This is a genomic window from Streptomyces sp. NPDC088745 (assembly GCF_044751045.1).
Classification (GTDB): domain Bacteria; phylum Actinomycetota; class Actinomycetes; order Streptomycetales; family Streptomycetaceae; genus Streptomyces; species Streptomyces cremeus.
Genome location: NZ_JBIVLB010000007.1, coordinates 308,277 through 323,997, shown reverse-complemented (window position 1 = coordinate 323,997; position 15,721 = coordinate 308,277). Strand labels below are relative to the sequence as shown.

Sequence of the window (15,721 nt, the reverse complement as noted above, 5' to 3'; positions counted from 1 at the left end):
GCCGGCCGACACCTTCTGGGCGGCTGCCGTGCCCATCGCCTCGGCCGCCCCGCCCGGCATCGCCGGACGCCGGTTCGGCAGCGCCGTGCCCGCGGCCAGGAAGCGTACGGCCGAACGGTTGACTAGTTACTGTCGCGTACCGAAGATCGGGCCATGGATGCCAAGGGGAACGACGCCACCGGCCAGGACGTCACGGGCGGCTCGGGCGAGGCGGGCGGTGCCGGCCGTGCGGGCGACGCCGGTGGCCCGGGCCGCCCGGGCGACCCGCACCGCGCCGGTTACGACGCGGACGTCATCGTCATCGGCGCGGGCCTCGCCGGTCTCGTCGCCACCGCCGAACTGGTGGACGCCGGCCGCACGGTGATCCTCCTGGACCAGGAGCCCGAGCAGTCCATCGGCGGCCAGGCGCACTGGTCCTTCGGCGGTCTCTTCCTCGTCGACTCGCCCGAGCAGCGCCGGATGCGCGTCAAGGACAGCCGCGACCTCGCCCTCCAGGACTGGCTGGGCACCGCGGGCTTCGACCGCGCGGAGGACGCCTGGCCCCGCAAGTGGGCCGAGGCGTACGTCGACTTCGCGGCGGGGGAGAAGCGCTCCTGGCTGCACCAGCAGGGCGTCCGCTTCTTCCCGGTGGTCGGCTGGGCGGAGCGCGGCGGCTACGACGCGAACGGCCACGGCAACTCCGTGCCCCGCTTCCACATCACCTGGGGCACCGGCCCCGGTCTCGTCGCCCCCTTCGAGCGCAAGGTCCGCGAGGGCGTCGCCCGGGGGCTCGTGACCTTCCGCTTCCGGCACCGGGTGACGGGCCTGGCCCGTACCGGGGGAGCGGTCGACACCGTCACCGGGGAGGTCCTGGAGGCGTCCTCCGCCGAGCGCGGCACGGCCAGCTCCCGCACCGTCACCGGTGACTTCTCGCTGCGCGCCCAGGCGGTGATCGTCACCTCCGGCGGCATCGGCGGCAACCACGACCTGGTCCGCGCCCAGTGGCCCGAGCGCCTGGGCGCCCCGCCCGAGCACCTGCTCTCCGGCGTTCCCGCGCACGTCGACGGCCTGATGCTCGGCATCACGGAGGCAGCCGGGGCCAGCCACATCAACCGCGACCGGATGTGGCACTACACCGAGGGCATCCAGAACTGGAACCCGATCTGGGCCAAGCACGGCATCCGCATCCTGCCGGGCCCCTCCTCCCTGTGGCTGGACGCGCGCGGCAAGCGGCTGCCCGTCCCCCTCTTCCCGGGCTTCGACACGCTCGGCACGCTCGACCACATCATGAAGACCGGCTACGACTACACCTGGTTCGTGCTCGACCAGAAGATCATCGGCAAGGAGTTCGCCCTCTCCGGCTCCGAGCAGAACCCCGACCTGACGGGCAAGTCCGTGCGCGGCGTCCTCGACCGGGCCAGGGCCGCCGTCCCCGCCCCGGTCAAGGCGTTCATGGACCACGGCGCCGACTTCGTCGTCGAGAAGGACCTCGCCTCCCTGGTGCGCGGCATGAACGCCCTCACCAAGGAACCCCTCATCGACGAGGCCGACCTGCGCCGCCAACTCGTCGCCCGCGACCGCGAGATGGCCAACCCCTTCACCAAGGACCTCCAGGTCACGGCGATCCACGGGGCGCGCAAGTACCTCGGCGATAAGCTCATCCGCACGGCCGCCCCGCACCGCGTCCTGGACCCGAAGGCGGGCCCGCTGATCGCGGTACGTCTGCACATCCTGACCCGCAAGTCCCTCGGCGGCCTGGAGACCGACCTCTCCTCCCGCGTCCTGACCCCGGACGGCACTCCGCTGCCCGGCGTGTACGCGGCGGGCGAGGCGGCGGGGTTCGGCGGCGGCGGCGTCCACGGCTACCGCTCGCTGGAGGGCACGTTCCTCGGCGGCTGCATCTTCTCCGGGCGGGCGGCGGGACGGGCGGCGGCCCGCGAGGTCGTGTAACCCTGGGGGCGTGCCCGCCCCTCGGCGCCGGGGGCGGCCGGTCCCGTCCCGTCCGGGCCCGCCCGCTCCCTAGCCGCCCAGCACCTCCACCACCCGGAACCTCTCCGCCACCACCATCGTGTCGTCGTCCACGACGAAGTCCGGGTCCCCCAGGGCCTCCCGCATCTCCTCGCCGTGCCAGAACGCCTCGTGCCCCGCCCGCCACTCGGCCACCGACGTGTGCCCCTCACCCTCGTCCAGCGCGTGCTGGAGGTCCACGTCGCCCAGCCTCAGCACCCGCACCTCCGTGATCTCCAGCACCGCCACCTCCCGCCCCGCCGAGTCGATCAGTGCCGAGCGCTCGCCCACCGGCGGCAGTTCCTCGTCCTCCGCCTCGAACTCGCACAGCAGGCCCGTCGTCGACACCTTCCGGCCCGCGAGCACCGCCGCCACCAACTGGTCCCGCAGCGGCCCCGGCATGGCCAGCAGGTACGGCGGGAGCGGCGCGCGGACGCCGGCGGCACCGGCGGAATTCTGATGGTCGTCCATGCGCCCAGACTAGCCACGGCGACCGTGCGACGAGCCCCGGGCCTGGCCCGATGTCACCGACCGTCACCCCAACCGCCCTGCCGTCGCCGCCAGTTCGACATCGACCCGACATGATCCGGCTTGACGCGGAGCAACCCCTACCGCTTTGCTGTGCGTGATCAAAGGCTCACTTGTCGCGCGTCGTGGAGGTACCCCGCGGATGGCCCCTCCTCCGCCCCTTCTCCGCCGCCGTCGCGGCGAACAGCCGCCCGACCCTGCCCTCGACGACACCGAACTCATCGAAGCGCGCGAGCAGTTGGGTCAGGGCAGATGGACCCGGGTGCGCTCCCTCCTCGCCCGTACCGGCGACGACTGGGACCGCCGCGGCCACCGCCTCCTCGTCCTCGCCGCCCCCAAGGGCACCCTGGCCTGGGCGAAGGACTGGCTCATCGCCGAGCCCGAGAGCGCCGACGCCGCAGCCCTGCTGGCCTGTGCCGAAACCCAGGCCGCCCTGCTCGGCAAGGGCTGCCCCGACCGCGCCCGGCAGTCCTGCCGCAAGGCCGCCGGGCTGGTCCCCGAAGACCCCACGCCCTGGCTCGCCCAGCTCCTCCTCGCCCGCCACCTCGGCACCGAGGACGAGGTCACCCAGCTCTACGACCAGGTCAGACTGCGCCACCCCGACCACCACCACGCCCACCACCTGATCATCGCCCGCCTCGCCGAGCGCCGCCCCGACATAGGGCAGGACCCCCTCCACGAGGTGTACGACTTCGCCGCCTGGGCCGCCGAACAGGCCCCCGCCGACTCCCCGCTGGCCGTGCTGCCCGTGATCGCGCACGCCGAGCGCTACCGCGCGCTCGCCGTCGCCGGGCAGATCCCGGCGGAGCCGGAGCTGTCGGGGCACTGGTCGGGCCGCCGCGCCCGGCAGGCCATGAAGGCGGCCTTCGACTGGTGGCTGGAGTGGGAGCGCGAGGACCACCCCCGCTCCCGCGTCGACCTCAACTACCTGGCCCACGCGAAGTTCTGCGAGGGCCGCCACGCCGAGGCCGCCGCCCTGTTCCACCGGATCGGCCCGCACCGTACGGCCGCCCCGTGGTCCTACCCCGACCGGGACCCCTACCAGGCCTTCCGCGCCGCGCGCGGCGTCGTACTCGGAGACGCCTGACCCACCAGACGCACGTCCAGCACCACCGCACCCCCTCCACCCGCCTACCCCGAAGGGAAGACCCCGCGATGGCCACGGGCAGTTCACCCACCCGCACGACCCGAGAGACCGCCAGCGGCGACGCCGGAATCAACACCTACAAGGGCGAGGAGGGCGCCCTGCGCGCCGGCCGCCTCGGCACCCTCGGCCTCCTGCTGTCCGTCCTCGCCGCCAGCGCGCCCCTCATGGTCGTCGCCGGTGTCATGCCCACGATCTTCGGCGTGATGGGCGTGGTCGGCCAGCCGCTGCTCTTCCTGATCCTCGGCGCGGTACTCCTGCTCTTCAGCGTCGGGTACGCCGAGATGAGCCGCCACGTCCACAACGCCGGCGCGTTCTACGCCTACATAGCCCGCGGCCTCGGCGCCACCGCCGGCGCCGGAGCCTCCCTGGTCGCCCTCGTCGCGTACAGCGCGATGCAGGTCGGCATCTTCGGCATCCTCGGCTTCGAGCTCTCCGGCATCTTCGCCACCTACCTCGGCCTCAAGGTCTCCTGGTGGGTCTTCGCCGTGGTCTGCGTCCTCCTCATCGGCTTCCTCGGCTGGCTGAAGATCGACCTCAACGCCAAGGTCCTCGGCGTGCTCCTGCTCATCGAGTGCCTGCTCGTCGTCGTCTTCGACATCGCCGCCGTGGCCGAGCCCGCCAAGGCCACCGGCCTGTCCTTCGCGGCCTTCGACCCGTCCACCCTCACCGGCCCCGGCGTCGCGCTCGGCACCGCGCTCTGCTTCTCCATCGCCGCGTTCGTCGGCTTCGAGCAGGCCCCGGTGTACGCCGAGGAGACCCAGCGCCCGCACGTCATCGTCTCCCGGGTGATGTTCCTCGGCGTCGCCTACTCGGCGATCTTCCTGGCCCTCAGCTCCTGGGCCGTCAGCGTCGCCGCCGGACCCGACAAGGTCTCGAAGCTGGCCACCGACCAGGGGCCGGGCATGCTCTTCACCCTGGTCCAGGAACGCCTCGGCACCACCTTCACCGACGTCCTGCACATCCTCTTCGTCACCGGCATGTTCGCCGCGCTGCTCAGCTTCCACAACGTCGTAGCCCGCTACTCCTTCGCGATGGGCCGCGAAGGCCTCCTCCCGGCCGCCTTCGGCCGTACCAGCAAGACCAGCGGCGCCCCCGCCACCGGCTCCGTCCTCCAGTCCGTGATCTCCCTGATCGTGGTGCTGGCCTTCGCGCTCACCGACGACAAGCCGATCGACGACCCCACCACCCCCGTCCTCCACCTGTTCACCTGGATGGGCAACGTGGGCGCCCTCGGCGTGATCCTCCTCATGGCGGTCGCCTCGTTCGCCGTGATCGCCTTCTTCGTACGACGCGGGGCGGGCGCGGCCCAGAAGTGGCGGCTCCTGTGCTCCGGCCTCGCCGGAACCGCCCTGCTCGGCATCGCGGCCTACACGGTCAAGGACTTCGCCAAGCTGGTCGGCGCCGAGTCCGGCTCCGCGCTGACCTGGATCCTGCCCGCCGTCATCGGCGTCACCGCGCTCGGCGGCCTCGCCTACGGAGCCGTCCTCAAGGCCAGGAAGCCCGAGGTGCACGCCCGCATCGGACTGGGCAACGAGGCCTTCCAGCTCGACAAGGCCGCCGGCACGGCCCCGGGGACCACGGGCCGCTGAGCCCACCGGGGCGGGGGCGGCGGCCCGCACACCGCCGCCCCCGCCGCGTCCGCCCGTCATGACGAAAGTCTGACGTCCGCGCGCGAACCTTTGCGCCCGGGACCCGCGAGTGCTCGAATCGAGGGGTGACCCCCCCACCACCGGACCGGCCCGCCCCGTTGCCACGGCCCGCACCCGGACCGCCCGCCGAGCCCGCGTCGCCCCCGCCCGCGCCCGAGCCGTCCCGCGGCGCGCCCGTCGGCCGCCGCCTCGTCCTCGGCATGCTGGGCCTCGGCGCGGCGGGGGTGGCGGCTGCCCCGTACGTCCAGGAGGGCGTCGACTCCTTCCTCGGCGCGGCGGCGGGCAAGGACCCCACCGGCATCACCGGCCTCCTCCCGAACAGCAGCGGCTTCCGCTACTACTCGGTCGCCGACTCCGTCCCGAAGAAGACCCCCGCCACCTACCGCCTCGACATCGGCGGCCTGGTGGACCGCCCGGCCGCCTACACGCTGGCCCAGCTCCGCGCCCTGCCGCAGACCCGCGTCGTCCGCGACGTCCAGTGCGTCACCGGCTGGCGGGTCCCCGACACCCCCTTCGAAGGCGTACGCCTCTCCCACCTCCTGGACCTCGCCGGAGTCAAACCGGCCGGCCGGGCCCTGCGCTTCCTGTGCTTCGACGGCACGTACAGCGAGAGCCTCACCCTGGACCAGGTCCGCCGCGACGACGTACTGGTGGCCCTGAAGATGCAGGACAGGGACCTCCCGCACAGCCACGGCGGCCCGGTCCGCCTCTACGTCGCCCCCATGTACTTCTACAAGTCGGCGAAGTGGCTCTCCGGCATCAACGTCACCGACCGGGTGCTGCCCGGCTACTGGGAGGAGCTGGGCTATGACGTCGACGCCTGGGTCGGCAGGTCCAACGGACGCACCGACACCCCGACCGTCTGAACCCCACGCCCGCGTACGGCGCTTCACCCGTGCCGAACGCCTCGTCCACCGCGCGACCGCCACCCTGGCCCTGCTGTGCGTCGCCACCGCCGCCTGCCTCTACCTCCCCTCCCTCGCGGAACTGGTGGGCCGCCGCCACCTGGTGGTCACCGTCCACATCTGGACCGGCCTGCTGCTCCCGGCCCCCTACCTGCTGGGCCTGGCCTCGCGCGCGTTCCGGGCCGACCTCGCGCTGCTGGCGCGCTTCACCGCGTACGACAGGGAGTGGTTGCGCGCGGTGCGCGGACGCCGCGGCCACCGGCCGGCGGGCAAGTTCAACGCGGGCCAGAAGCTGTACGCGGGCTGGATCGCGGGCGCGGGGCTGGTGATGCTCGGCACCGGGCTGCTGATGTGGTTCACCGGCCTGGCGCCGCTGAGCTGGCGCACCGGGGCCACCTTCGTCCACGACTGGCTCGCCCTCGCCGCGGGCGTCGTGATCGCCGGGCACCTGTGGATGGCCCTGACCCACCCCGAAGCCCGCACCGGCATGCGCACCGGCACGGTCGACCGATCCTGGGCCGAGGACGAACACCCGCACTGGGACCCCTGAGCCCACGGGGCCCGGCAGCCCCCCGCCCACCGGCGCCCCTCCCGCCCACCGGCGCCCCTCCCGCCCACCGGCGGCCCCCCTACAACTCCCGCAGCGCCTTCACCGCCCGCTCCACGACCTCCTCCGGCGTCCCCTCCACGCCCACCGTCACCCCGTACTCGTCGCGCCCGAGCCCCTCCAGCGCCGCGAACTGCGAATCCAGCAGCGCCACCGGCATGAAGTGCCCCCTGCGCTCCCGCATCCGCGCCCCGATCAGCTCCCGCGACCCCTCCAGATGGACGAACGCCACTCCCGGCGCCGCCCCCCGCAGCCGGTCCCGGTACGCCCGCTTCAACGCCGAACAGGTCACCACACCGCCCGCCGCGCCCCGTTCCCGGGCCCAGGCCCCCACCCGGTCGAGCCAGGGGAGGCGGTCCGCGTCCGCCAGGGGCACCCCGGCGGCCATCTTCGAGACGTTCGCCGCCGGATGGAAGTCATCACCCTCCGCGTACGCGACGCCCATCCTTTCCGCCAGTAATGTCCCGATTGTGGTCTTCCCTGTACCCGCCACCCCCATGACCACTACCGCGTGTGAGAAATTCATCAGCGAGCCTCTTCCTGTCTGTTCACTCTTGACGCACCAGTAACAAGGTCCGAGCATTCTCCGCATGGTCTTGTCAGACAGCCGGACAACCCCCGGCGGAGTCCCCGCGGGCGGCGCCGCTGCCGACGGCGACCCCCTGCAAGGGCTTGTGCCCCGACGCGTCAGCGCCACCGACGTCGTCCTGGCGCAGTTGCGCGCCGCCATCGAGTCCGGCGAACTGGCCGTGGGCGACAAACTCCCCACGGAGGCGGAGATCGGCCGGCGCCACGACGTCAGCCGCTCCGTCGTCCGCGAGGCCCTGCGCACCCTCCAGGCCCTCGGCCTGACGGTCTCCCGCGCGGGCAAGGGCACCTACGTCCGCTCGTCCGGGCCGAACCCGGTCTTCGGCTCGTACTCGGCCCGTGACCTGCTGGAAGTACGCCGACATGTGGAGATCCCCGTGGCGGGGTACGCTGCTTCGCGCCGCACCCGGGACGACATCGACCAGCTGCTGAGGCTGGTCGAGAGCATGGAGCGCGAGACCGACCCCACCGCCTGGGTGGCGCTGGACTCCCTGTTCCACCTCACCGTCGCCGGAGCCTCGGGCAACCCCGTCTTCCAGAAGGTCATCGAAGAGATACGGGACGCCCTGGCGCGGCAGTCCAGCTTCCTCAACCAACTCGGAGACCGACGACGCCAGTCGGACGCCGAGCACCGGGCCCTGGTCGAAGCGATCGTCGAGGGGTCCGAGGGGGCAGCCGTGCACGCCATGGCCGCCCACCTCGAACGCGTCGAGTCCGCACTGCATTCGATCGTGCGCCCCGGTACCGCACATCCCCCACACGAAGGCGAAGCGATACATGAGTGACCGCACCCGCACTGCGGCAGTCGACACCGCCCCGCCGTCCCCTCCCTCGACGTCACGCCACGTCGACCCGGGTGACGAGGGTTACAGCAAGGACCTCAAGTCCCGGCACATCAACATGATCGCCATCGGCGGCGCCATCGGCACCGGCCTGTTCCTGGGCGCCGGCGGCCGCATGGCGGGCGCGGGCCCCTCCCTGGCCATCGCCTACGCCGTCTGCGGCGTCTTCGCGTTCTTCGTCGTCCGCGCCCTCGGCGAGCTGGTCCTCTACCGGCCGTCCTCCGGCGCGTTCGTCTCCTACGCCCGCGAGTTCATGGGCGAGAAGGGGGCGTACACAGCCGGCTGGATGTACTTCCTGAACTGGTCGACCACCGCCGTCGCCGACATCACCGCCGCCGCGACCTACGCGCACTTCTGGGCGATGTTCAGCGACATCCCGCAGTGGATCCTCGCCCTGATCGCCCTGTCCATCGTGCTGACCGCCAACCTCATCTCGGTGAAGTACTTCGGCGAGATGGAGTTCTGGTTCGCGATCGTCAAGGTCGCCGCCCTCGTGGTCTTCATGCTGATCGGCATCTACCTGGTGGTCACCCAGACCCCGGTCGACGGCCACACCCCGGGCTTCTCCACCATCTCCGACGGCGGCGGCGTCTTCCCGATGGGCGTCCTGCCGATGCTGATCGTCATCCAGGGCGTCGTCTTCGCGTACGCCTCGGTGGAGCTGTGCGGCGTCGCCGCGGGCGAGACCGAGGAGCCGCACAAGGTGCTCCCCAAGGCGATCAACTCCATCATGTGGCGCGTCGGCATCTTCTACGTCGGCTCGGTCGCCCTGCTCGCCCTGCTGCTGCCGTACACGGCCTACAGCGACAAGCAGAGCCCCTTCGTCACCGTCATGGACAAGATCGGCGTGCCGGGCGCGGCGGGGATCATGAACCTCGTCGTCCTCACCGCCGCCCTCTCCAGCCTGAACTCCGGCCTGTACTCCACCGGCCGCATCCTGCGCTCGATGTCCCTGGCGGGCTCGGCCCCGAAGTTCACCGGCCGGATGAACAAGGGCCAGGTCCCCTACGGCGGCATCCTGCTCACCGCGGGCTTCGGCGTCATGGGCGTCGCGCTGAACTTCTTCGTCCCCAAGAACGCCTTCGAGATCGTCCTGAACTTCGCCTCGATCGGCATCCTCGGCACCTGGGCGATGATCATGATCTGCTCGCTGCTGTTCTACCGCCGCTCGAAGGAGGGCCTGGTCGAGCGCCCCTCGTACAAGCTGCCCTGGGCGCCGTACACCCAGATCGTCACGCTGGTCTTCCTCGCCTGCGTCCTGTTCCTGATGTGGTACGGCGGCGGGGACGGCCGCAAGACCGTGTACTGCCTGCCGGTCATCGCGGCGGCCCTGGTCGGCGGCTGGTTCGTCGTACGCCGCCGGGTCACGGCGATCGCGGCACAGCGCACCGAGGAGTCCGTGCCGCTGTCCGGGAAGCCCTGACCCCCACCCCTCGCCCCGCAGTCGGCCGTCTCTCCCCGGGGAGGCGGCCGATCCGCGTATCGTCGGACGTATTACGAGGTCAGCAGCCCAGAGGTCAGAAAGGACCCCAGATGCCACAGCAGGTGCGCGGCGTGATCGCCCCCGGCAGGAACGAGCCGGTGCGCGTCGAGACGATCGTCGTCCCCGACCCCGGCCCCGGCGAGGCCGTGGTGCGGATCCAGGCCTGTGGCGTCTGCCACACGGACCTCCACTACAAGCAGGGCGGCATCAACGACGACTTCCCCTTCCTCCTCGGCCACGAGGCGGCGGGCGTCGTCGAGTCCGTCGGCCCGGACGTCACCGACGTCGCCCCCGGCGACTTCGTCGTCCTCAACTGGCGCGCGGTCTGCGGCCAGTGCCGGGCCTGTCTGCGCGGCCGCCCCCAGTACTGCTTCGCCACCCACAACGCGAAGCAGCGGATGACCCTGCTCGACGGCACCGAGCTGTCCCCGGCGCTGGGCATCGGCGCCTTCGCCGAGAAGACCCTCGTCGCCGCCGGCCAGTGCACCAAGGTCGACCCCTCGGTCTCCCCGGCCGTCGCGGGCCTCCTGGGCTGCGGCGTCATGGCGGGCATCGGCGCCGCGATCAACACCGGCCAGGTCGGCCGCGGCGACTCGGTCGCCGTCATCGGCTGCGGGGGAGTGGGCGACGCCGCGATCGTCGGCGCCCGCCTCGCCGGCGCGGCGAAGATCATCGCCGTCGACATCGACGACCGCAAGCTCGCCACCGCGAAGTCCATGGGCGCCACCCACACGGTCAACTCGACCTCCGCCGACCCGGTCGAGGCCGTCCGCGAGCTGACCGGCGGCAACGGCGCCGACGTCGTCATCGAAGCGGTCGGCCGCCCCGAGACGTACAAGCAGGCGTTCTACGCCCGCGACCTCGCCGGCACGGTCGTCCTGGTCGGCGTCCCCACCCCCGAGATGACCCTCGAACTGCCCCTCCTGGACGTCTTCGGCCGCGGCGGCGCGCTCAAGTCCTCCTGGTACGGCGACTGCCTGCCCTCCCGCGACTTCCCGATGCTGATCGACCTGCACCAGCAGGGCCGCATCGACCTGGCCGCGTTCGTCACCGAGACCATCGGCCTCGGCGACGTGGAGAAGGCCTTCGCGCGCATGCACGAGGGCGACGTCCTGCGCTCGGTGGTGACCTTCTGATGACCGTGCGCATCGACCACCTCACCACCTCGGGCACCTTCTCCCTGGACGGCGGCACCTGGGACGTCGACAACAACGTCTGGATCGTCGGCGACGACACCGAGGCGATCGTCATCGACGCCGCCCACGACGCGGACGCCATCCGCGCCGCCCTCGGCGGCCGCGCCCTGCGCGCCATCGTCTGCACCCACGCGCACAACGACCACATCGACGCCGCCCCGGCCCTCGCCGAGGCCACCGGAGCGCCGATCCTCCTCCACGAGGACGACCTCCCGCTCTGGAAGCAGACCCACCCCGACCGCGCCCCGGACGGCTTTCTCACCGACGGCCAGGAACTCACCGTCGCGGGCGCCCCCCTCACGGTCCTGCACACCCCCGGCCACGCCCCGGGCGCGGTCTGCCTCTACTCCGAGCCCCTGGCCACGGTCTTCACCGGCGACACGCTCTTCCAGGGCGGCCCGGGAGCCACCGGCCGCTCCTTCTCCCACTTCCCGACCATCATCGACTCGATCCGCGACCGCCTCCTCACCCTCCCCGGGGAGACCGCCGTCCGCACCGGCCACGGCGACCCCACCACCATCGGCGCGGAAGCCCCGCAACTCGCCGACTGGATCGCCCGCGGCCACTGACGCCCGCACCCCACGACGGGGACCCGCCCACCCCGGCCGGCCCCCGTCGTGCCCCCGGCGCCCTCCGCGCCACGGCAACGCAAAAGGACCCCAGATCTCTCTGGGGTCCTTCGCTGGTGTCCGAGGGGGGACTTGAACCCCCACGCCCGATAAAGGGCACTAGCACCTCAAGCTAGCGCGTCTGCCATTCCGCCACCCGGACAAGGTGTCTGCCGTTCGGGGCCGTTCTGCGCTGTCCCGTTCCGACGTGGAAAACAATACCAGGGGTTTCGGGTGCTCGATCACCACCCCTCGCGACCCCTCCCACCTGCATGAACGCCGCATTGCGGGAGAGGACCCCCCTTGGGCGCGCGGGCCCGGGGCGGGAGGATGAGGGGGACCACCAGCAACGCAGTGGGAGGAAGCAGCGTGAGCGAGTCGAACACGACCCGGAAGGTGACCGGCGAGGACGAGGTCGTCGACCTCTGCCGGGATCTCATCCGCATCGACACCAGCAACTACGGCGACCACTCGGGGCCCGGCGAGCGCAAGGCCGCCGAATACGTGGCGGAGAAGCTCGCCGAGGTGGGCCTCGACCCCCAGATCCTCGAGTCGCACCAGGGGCGGGCCTCCACCGTCGCCCGCATCGAGGGCGAGGACCCGTCCCGGCCCGCGCTCCTCATCCACGGCCACACCGACGTCGTGCCGGCGAACGCGGCGGACTGGACGCACGACCCGTTCTCCGGCGAGATCGCCGACGGCTGCGTGTGGGGGCGCGGCGCGGTCGACATGAAGGACATGGACGCGATGACCCTCGCGGTCGTACGGGACAGGCTGCGCAGCGGCCGCAAGCCCCCGCGGGACATCGTGCTGGCCTTCCTCGCCGACGAGGAGGCCGGCGGCACCTACGGGGCCCGGCACCTCGTCGACAACCACCCGGACCTCTTCGAGGGGGTGACCGAGGCCATCGGCGAGGTCGGCGGCTTCTCCTTCACGGTGAACGAGAACCTGCGCCTGTACCTCGTGGAGACCGCCCAGAAGGGCATGAACTGGATGCGGCTCACCGTGGACGGCACCGCCGGCCACGGCTCCATGACCAACAAGGACAACGCCATCACCGAGCTCTGCGAGGCGGTGGGGCGCCTCGGCCGCTACGAGTGGCCGGTCAGGGTGACCAAGACCGTACGGTCCTTCCTGGACGAGCTCTCCGACGCCCTCGGCACCGAGCTCGACCCCGAGAACATGGACGAGACCCTCGCCAAGCTCGGCGGCATCGCCAAGATGGTCGGCGCCACCCTGCGCAACTCGGCCGCGCCGACGATGCTCGACGCCGGGTACAAGGTGAACGTCATCCCGGGACAGGCCAGTGCCCACGTCGACGGCCGCTTCCTGCCGGGGTACGAGGAGGAGTTCCACGCCGACCTCGCCCGCATCCTGGGCCCCCGCGTGAGGATCGACGAGGAGCGCTCGCACCGCGACAAGGCCCTGGAGACGGACTTCGACGGCAAGCTCGTGGACGCGATGCAGGTCGCGCTGCGCGCCGAGGACCCGATCGCCCGCGCCATTCCGTACATGCTCTCCGGCGGCACCGACGCCAAGCACTTCGACGACCTCGGCATCCGCTGTTTCGGCTTCGCGCCGCTCCAGCTGCCCCCGGAGCTGGACTTCGCGGGCATGTTCCACGGCGTCGACGAGCGGGTCCCGGTCGAGGGGCTACGGTTCGGCGCCCGCGTCCTGGACCGGTTCATCGACCACTGCTGAACGGCATCGCCCAACTGGTCTCCCAACTATTCGCCCACGTGTACGAGGTGAATGAAAAGAGTGAATGGGCTCCTCGGGTCGTAGCCCCGCCGGTTTCTCTTCGTTACAGGTGGTGCGGTCCGCGGCTGGGATCGCACCTTTCAACTAGGAGGAACAATGATCAAGAAGGTCGTCGCTGCTGCGGCTGCTACGGGTGGCCTCGTTCTCGCGGGTGCGGGCATGGCTGTCGCCGACTCGGGTGCCCAGGGTGCTGCGCTGCAGTCCCCCGGTGTCCTCTCGGGCAATGTCGTCCAGGCTCCGATTCACATCCCCGTGAACGCCTGCGGCAACACGGTCTCCGTGATCGGTCTGCTGAACCCCACCTTCGGCAACACCTGCGTCAACCACTGAAGTTGAGCTTCAGGACCCCCTGAGGGTTTGAATTTCCCGGGCGGCCCCGGAGTGCGCGCCATGCACTCCGGGGCCGCTTGGGCTTTCGGCCCGCGGGCAAGCACGCCCGCGGGCTCTTCGGTAGGCAGAGGCAAGGAAATGATCCAATGCGTCAGGTCACCAAAAAAGGTCTGATCACCATGGCGGCCGCCGGTGGCGTGCTCGCTCTGAGCGGCGGTTCCGCGCACGCCGACTCGGGTGCGGAGGGGAACGCGTCGAACTCCCCGGGCGTGCTGTCCGGAAACTCGGTGCAGGTCCCGGTGCACGTCCCGGTCAACGCGTGCGGCAACGCCGTCAGCGTGGTGGGTGTCCTCAACCCCGCGTTCGGCAACGCCTGCGCCAACGCGTCCCGTCCGGCCGCGCCCGGCAAGCCCGGCCGTTCCGGCCCCGACAGGTCCGGCAAGCCCGGCACGCCCGGCAAGCCCGGCACGCGGACCGGCGGCGGTGCGACCGCCGACGGCGACACGAGCAATTCCCCCGGCGTCGGCTCCGGGAACAACGTCAAGGTGCCGGTGCACGTCCCGGTCAACGCGTGCGGCAACGGAGTCAGCGTCATCGGGCTCCTGAACCCGGTGTTCGGGAACGACTGCGCCAACGAGTCCACGCCCGTCACCCCGGAGAAGCCGCCGGTCACGCCCCCCACCCCGGTCGTGCCGCCCACTCCGGTCACCCCCGGCCAGCCGCACACCCCGGGCCGGCCGCACACCCCGCCGCCCGTCCGGACCGTCCCGAACGCGCCCGTGCCCCAGCACGTCGCGCAGCCGGTGGCCTCCGAGGCGCTGGCGCAGACCGGTGCCTCCGACGCGCTCGGCACGGTGATCCCGGCGGGTGCGGGCCTGCTCGTCGCGGGCACGATGCTCTACCGCAGGGCACGCTCCCGGGCGTGACCCCGCGGCTGTACGACGCCGGAACGGGACCCGAGGTCCAGGGGCCCGTTCCGCCGGCGAACGCGCGGGAAGCGCGTGCACGCCGAAGACGCCCGGGACGGGGTTCCCCGCTGCCCGGCGTACGCGCCGGGCACCCGGTGACTCACGCGGTGACGCTCACCACGTGGCGCGCAGTTGACGGATGATCCGCCTGCGCAGCCGCACCCGACGACTGCCGTCGCGGTGCAGGCTCAGACGGTCCAGCTCCCAGTGTCCGTACTCGGCATGGTCGGTCAGCAGACGGGTCGCTTCCGTGCGGGACACCCCGCGCGGAACGTACACGTCGACAAATTCGTATTCCGGCATCGCATCTATTGTGCGGGCAGAGGTCGTCTACGGATAGCGTCTGCACTATGTCTGATGCCGCTCAGCCCACCGCTGCCGAGGTACGCGCCGCCGCCGAGGCGGTGAAAACCGCGCTGGACCGCCACCTTGAGGCGGTCGAGCGCCGTTCCGGAGACGACGATCCCGCCGTCTACGACGCCTTCAACGAACTGGCCGCAGCCGCGGAGGACTACGACGAGCTGCTCTACGAGCGCTACGACGAGGTCACCCCCTTCGAGATCCCCAGCCCCGAGGACGCCGTGCCCACGCACAAGGGCCCGGTCGACGCGTTCAGCGTGCTGATCCGCCGCGACTACTCCGTCGCCCAGCCGCAGCGCCTGCTCGCCCAGGCCCAGCGGCTCGCCGACCTCGACCCCGACGTCACCGCCAACGGGCTGCCCGCCTCCGCCGGAGCCGTCGGCAGCAGCGCGCAGGCCGCGCTCGGGGTCCTCTTCGGCGAGTACGAACCCGACGAGATCGCCTCCCGGCACAAGGAGTTCGGCCTGGAGGAGGGCGACTCCACCCTGTGGGTGGCCGCCGTGGAGGAACTGCCCGAACCGGGGGAGTGGCTGAACGCCCCCTTCGACAGTGCCGACCAGCGCGACGTCGTGTGCCGCTTCGACGTCAGCTCGGTCTTCGACGACGACGAGATGGACGACTTCGAAGAGGTCTGAGCCCGTTGCGGCACGGCCGCGGGGGGGGGGGGGGCCCCGCCGCCCCCCCCCCCCCCCCGGGCCCCCGCCGCCCCCCCCGCCCCCCCCCCCCGCCCCGCCCCCCCCCGCCGCGCCGGGGGCGCGCCGGC

General features: G+C 72.0%; 16 protein-coding genes and 1 tRNA gene. 13 read left to right on the top strand and 4 right to left on the bottom strand.

The genetic code is table 11. The annotated features are described in order from the left end of the window. Positions 1-153 precede the first annotated feature (153 nt). Positions 154-1,929 carry an FAD-binding dehydrogenase gene (locus tag ACIP93_RS21015; protein ID WP_401760899.1) on the top strand — a complete coding sequence of 592 codons (1,776 nt, stop codon included), beginning with the start codon at positions 154-156 and terminating at the stop codon, positions 1,927-1,929. Between the two features lie 69 nt (positions 1,930-1,998). Here ACIP93_RS21015 and ACIP93_RS21010 read toward each other — a convergent pair whose 3' ends face one another. Then, positions 1,999-2,457, bottom strand: coding sequence for an ASCH domain-containing protein (locus ACIP93_RS21010; RefSeq protein WP_401760897.1), 459 nt, complete (start codon positions 2,455-2,457; stop codon positions 1,999-2,001). 199 nt (positions 2,458-2,656) lie between these two features. Here ACIP93_RS21010 and ACIP93_RS21005 point away from each other — a divergent pair, with 199 nt between their 5' ends. The 4 genes from ACIP93_RS21005 to ACIP93_RS20990 all read left to right on the top strand — a co-directional run bounded on the left by ACIP93_RS21005 (position 2,657) and on the right by ACIP93_RS20990 (position 6,765). Beyond that, complete coding sequence (locus ACIP93_RS21005) at positions 2,657-3,601, top strand: hypothetical protein (RefSeq protein ID WP_345224570.1); 945 nt, start codon at positions 2,657-2,659, stop codon at positions 3,599-3,601. A 68-nt stretch (positions 3,602-3,669) separates the two neighbouring features. Next, positions 3,670-5,250 (top strand): APC family permease, encoded by a 1,581-nt coding sequence (locus ACIP93_RS21000; protein WP_345224573.1) that lies wholly within the window; start codon positions 3,670-3,672, stop codon positions 5,248-5,250. Between the two features lie 260 nt (positions 5,251-5,510). Next, complete coding sequence (locus ACIP93_RS20995; protein WP_401761029.1) at positions 5,511-6,176, top strand: molybdopterin-dependent oxidoreductase; 666 nt, start codon at positions 5,511-5,513, stop codon at positions 6,174-6,176. Beyond that, a complete protein-coding gene (locus tag ACIP93_RS20990; RefSeq protein WP_401760894.1) occupies positions 6,118-6,765 on the top strand; it encodes a cytochrome b/b6 domain-containing protein in 648 nt (215 codons plus the stop codon). Before ACIP93_RS20995 ends, ACIP93_RS20990 begins: the two co-directional genes overlap by 59 nt. Before the next feature lie 79 nt (positions 6,766-6,844). Here the strand turns inward: ACIP93_RS20990 and ACIP93_RS20985 are convergent, their stop codons facing one another. Further along, positions 6,845-7,348, bottom strand: a complete 504-nt coding sequence (locus ACIP93_RS20985) for a gluconokinase (protein ID WP_401760893.1) — start codon at positions 7,346-7,348, stop codon at positions 6,845-6,847. A 64-nt stretch (positions 7,349-7,412) separates the two neighbouring features. Between ACIP93_RS20985 and ACIP93_RS20980 the strand changes: the two genes are divergently transcribed. The 4 genes from ACIP93_RS20980 (at position 7,413) to ACIP93_RS20965 (ending at position 11,500) form a co-directional block, all read left to right on the top strand. After that, entirely contained in the window at positions 7,413-8,195 is a 783-nt protein-coding gene (locus ACIP93_RS20980; protein WP_345224579.1) for a FadR/GntR family transcriptional regulator, read from the top strand. Beyond that, positions 8,188-9,675, top strand: a complete 1,488-nt coding sequence (locus ACIP93_RS20975) for an amino acid permease (protein ID WP_401760891.1) — start codon at positions 8,188-8,190, stop codon at positions 9,673-9,675. The genes ACIP93_RS20980 and ACIP93_RS20975 overlap by 8 nt, the downstream gene beginning before the upstream one ends. A gap of 110 nt (positions 9,676-9,785) precedes the next feature. Next, positions 9,786-10,871 (top strand): S-(hydroxymethyl)mycothiol dehydrogenase, encoded by a 1,086-nt coding sequence (locus tag ACIP93_RS20970; RefSeq protein ID WP_401760889.1) that lies wholly within the window; start codon positions 9,786-9,788, stop codon positions 10,869-10,871. Further along, positions 10,871-11,500 (top strand): MBL fold metallo-hydrolase, encoded by a 630-nt coding sequence (locus tag ACIP93_RS20965; RefSeq protein ID WP_401760887.1) that lies wholly within the window; start codon positions 10,871-10,873, stop codon positions 11,498-11,500. Before ACIP93_RS20970 ends, ACIP93_RS20965 begins: the two co-directional genes overlap by 1 nt. Before the next feature lie 114 nt (positions 11,501-11,614). Here ACIP93_RS20965 and ACIP93_RS20960 read toward each other — a convergent pair. Then, positions 11,615-11,702: transfer RNA gene (locus ACIP93_RS20960), tRNA-Leu, on the bottom strand. Positions 11,703-11,908: 206 nt separating this feature from the next. On the opposite strand from ACIP93_RS20960, the gene ACIP93_RS20955 reads away from it, so the two are divergent. From ACIP93_RS20955 to ACIP93_RS20945, 3 genes are all read left to right on the top strand, one after another. Further along, positions 11,909-13,240, top strand: coding sequence for a M20/M25/M40 family metallo-hydrolase (locus tag ACIP93_RS20955; RefSeq protein ID WP_345224587.1), 1,332 nt, complete (start codon positions 11,909-11,911; stop codon positions 13,238-13,240). 156 nt (positions 13,241-13,396) lie between these two features. Continuing rightward, complete coding sequence (gene chpH / locus ACIP93_RS20950) at positions 13,397-13,630, top strand: chaplin ChpH (RefSeq protein WP_345224589.1); 234 nt, start codon at positions 13,397-13,399, stop codon at positions 13,628-13,630. Between the two features lie 146 nt (positions 13,631-13,776). Continuing rightward, positions 13,777-14,556 (top strand): chaplin, encoded by a 780-nt coding sequence (locus ACIP93_RS20945; protein WP_401760885.1) that lies wholly within the window; start codon positions 13,777-13,779, stop codon positions 14,554-14,556. 156 nt (positions 14,557-14,712) lie between these two features. On the opposite strand, the gene ACIP93_RS20940 is transcribed toward ACIP93_RS20945, so the two are convergent. Continuing rightward, a complete protein-coding gene (locus tag ACIP93_RS20940) occupies positions 14,713-14,901 on the bottom strand; it encodes a DUF5703 family protein (protein ID WP_345224593.1) in 189 nt (62 codons plus the stop codon). Between the two features lie 47 nt (positions 14,902-14,948). On the opposite strand from ACIP93_RS20940, the gene ACIP93_RS20935 reads away from it, so the two are divergent. After that, positions 14,949-15,593 (top strand): hypothetical protein, encoded by a 645-nt coding sequence (locus ACIP93_RS20935; protein WP_401760883.1) that lies wholly within the window; start codon positions 14,949-14,951, stop codon positions 15,591-15,593. The last annotated feature ends 128 nt before the right edge of the window (positions 15,594-15,721 follow it).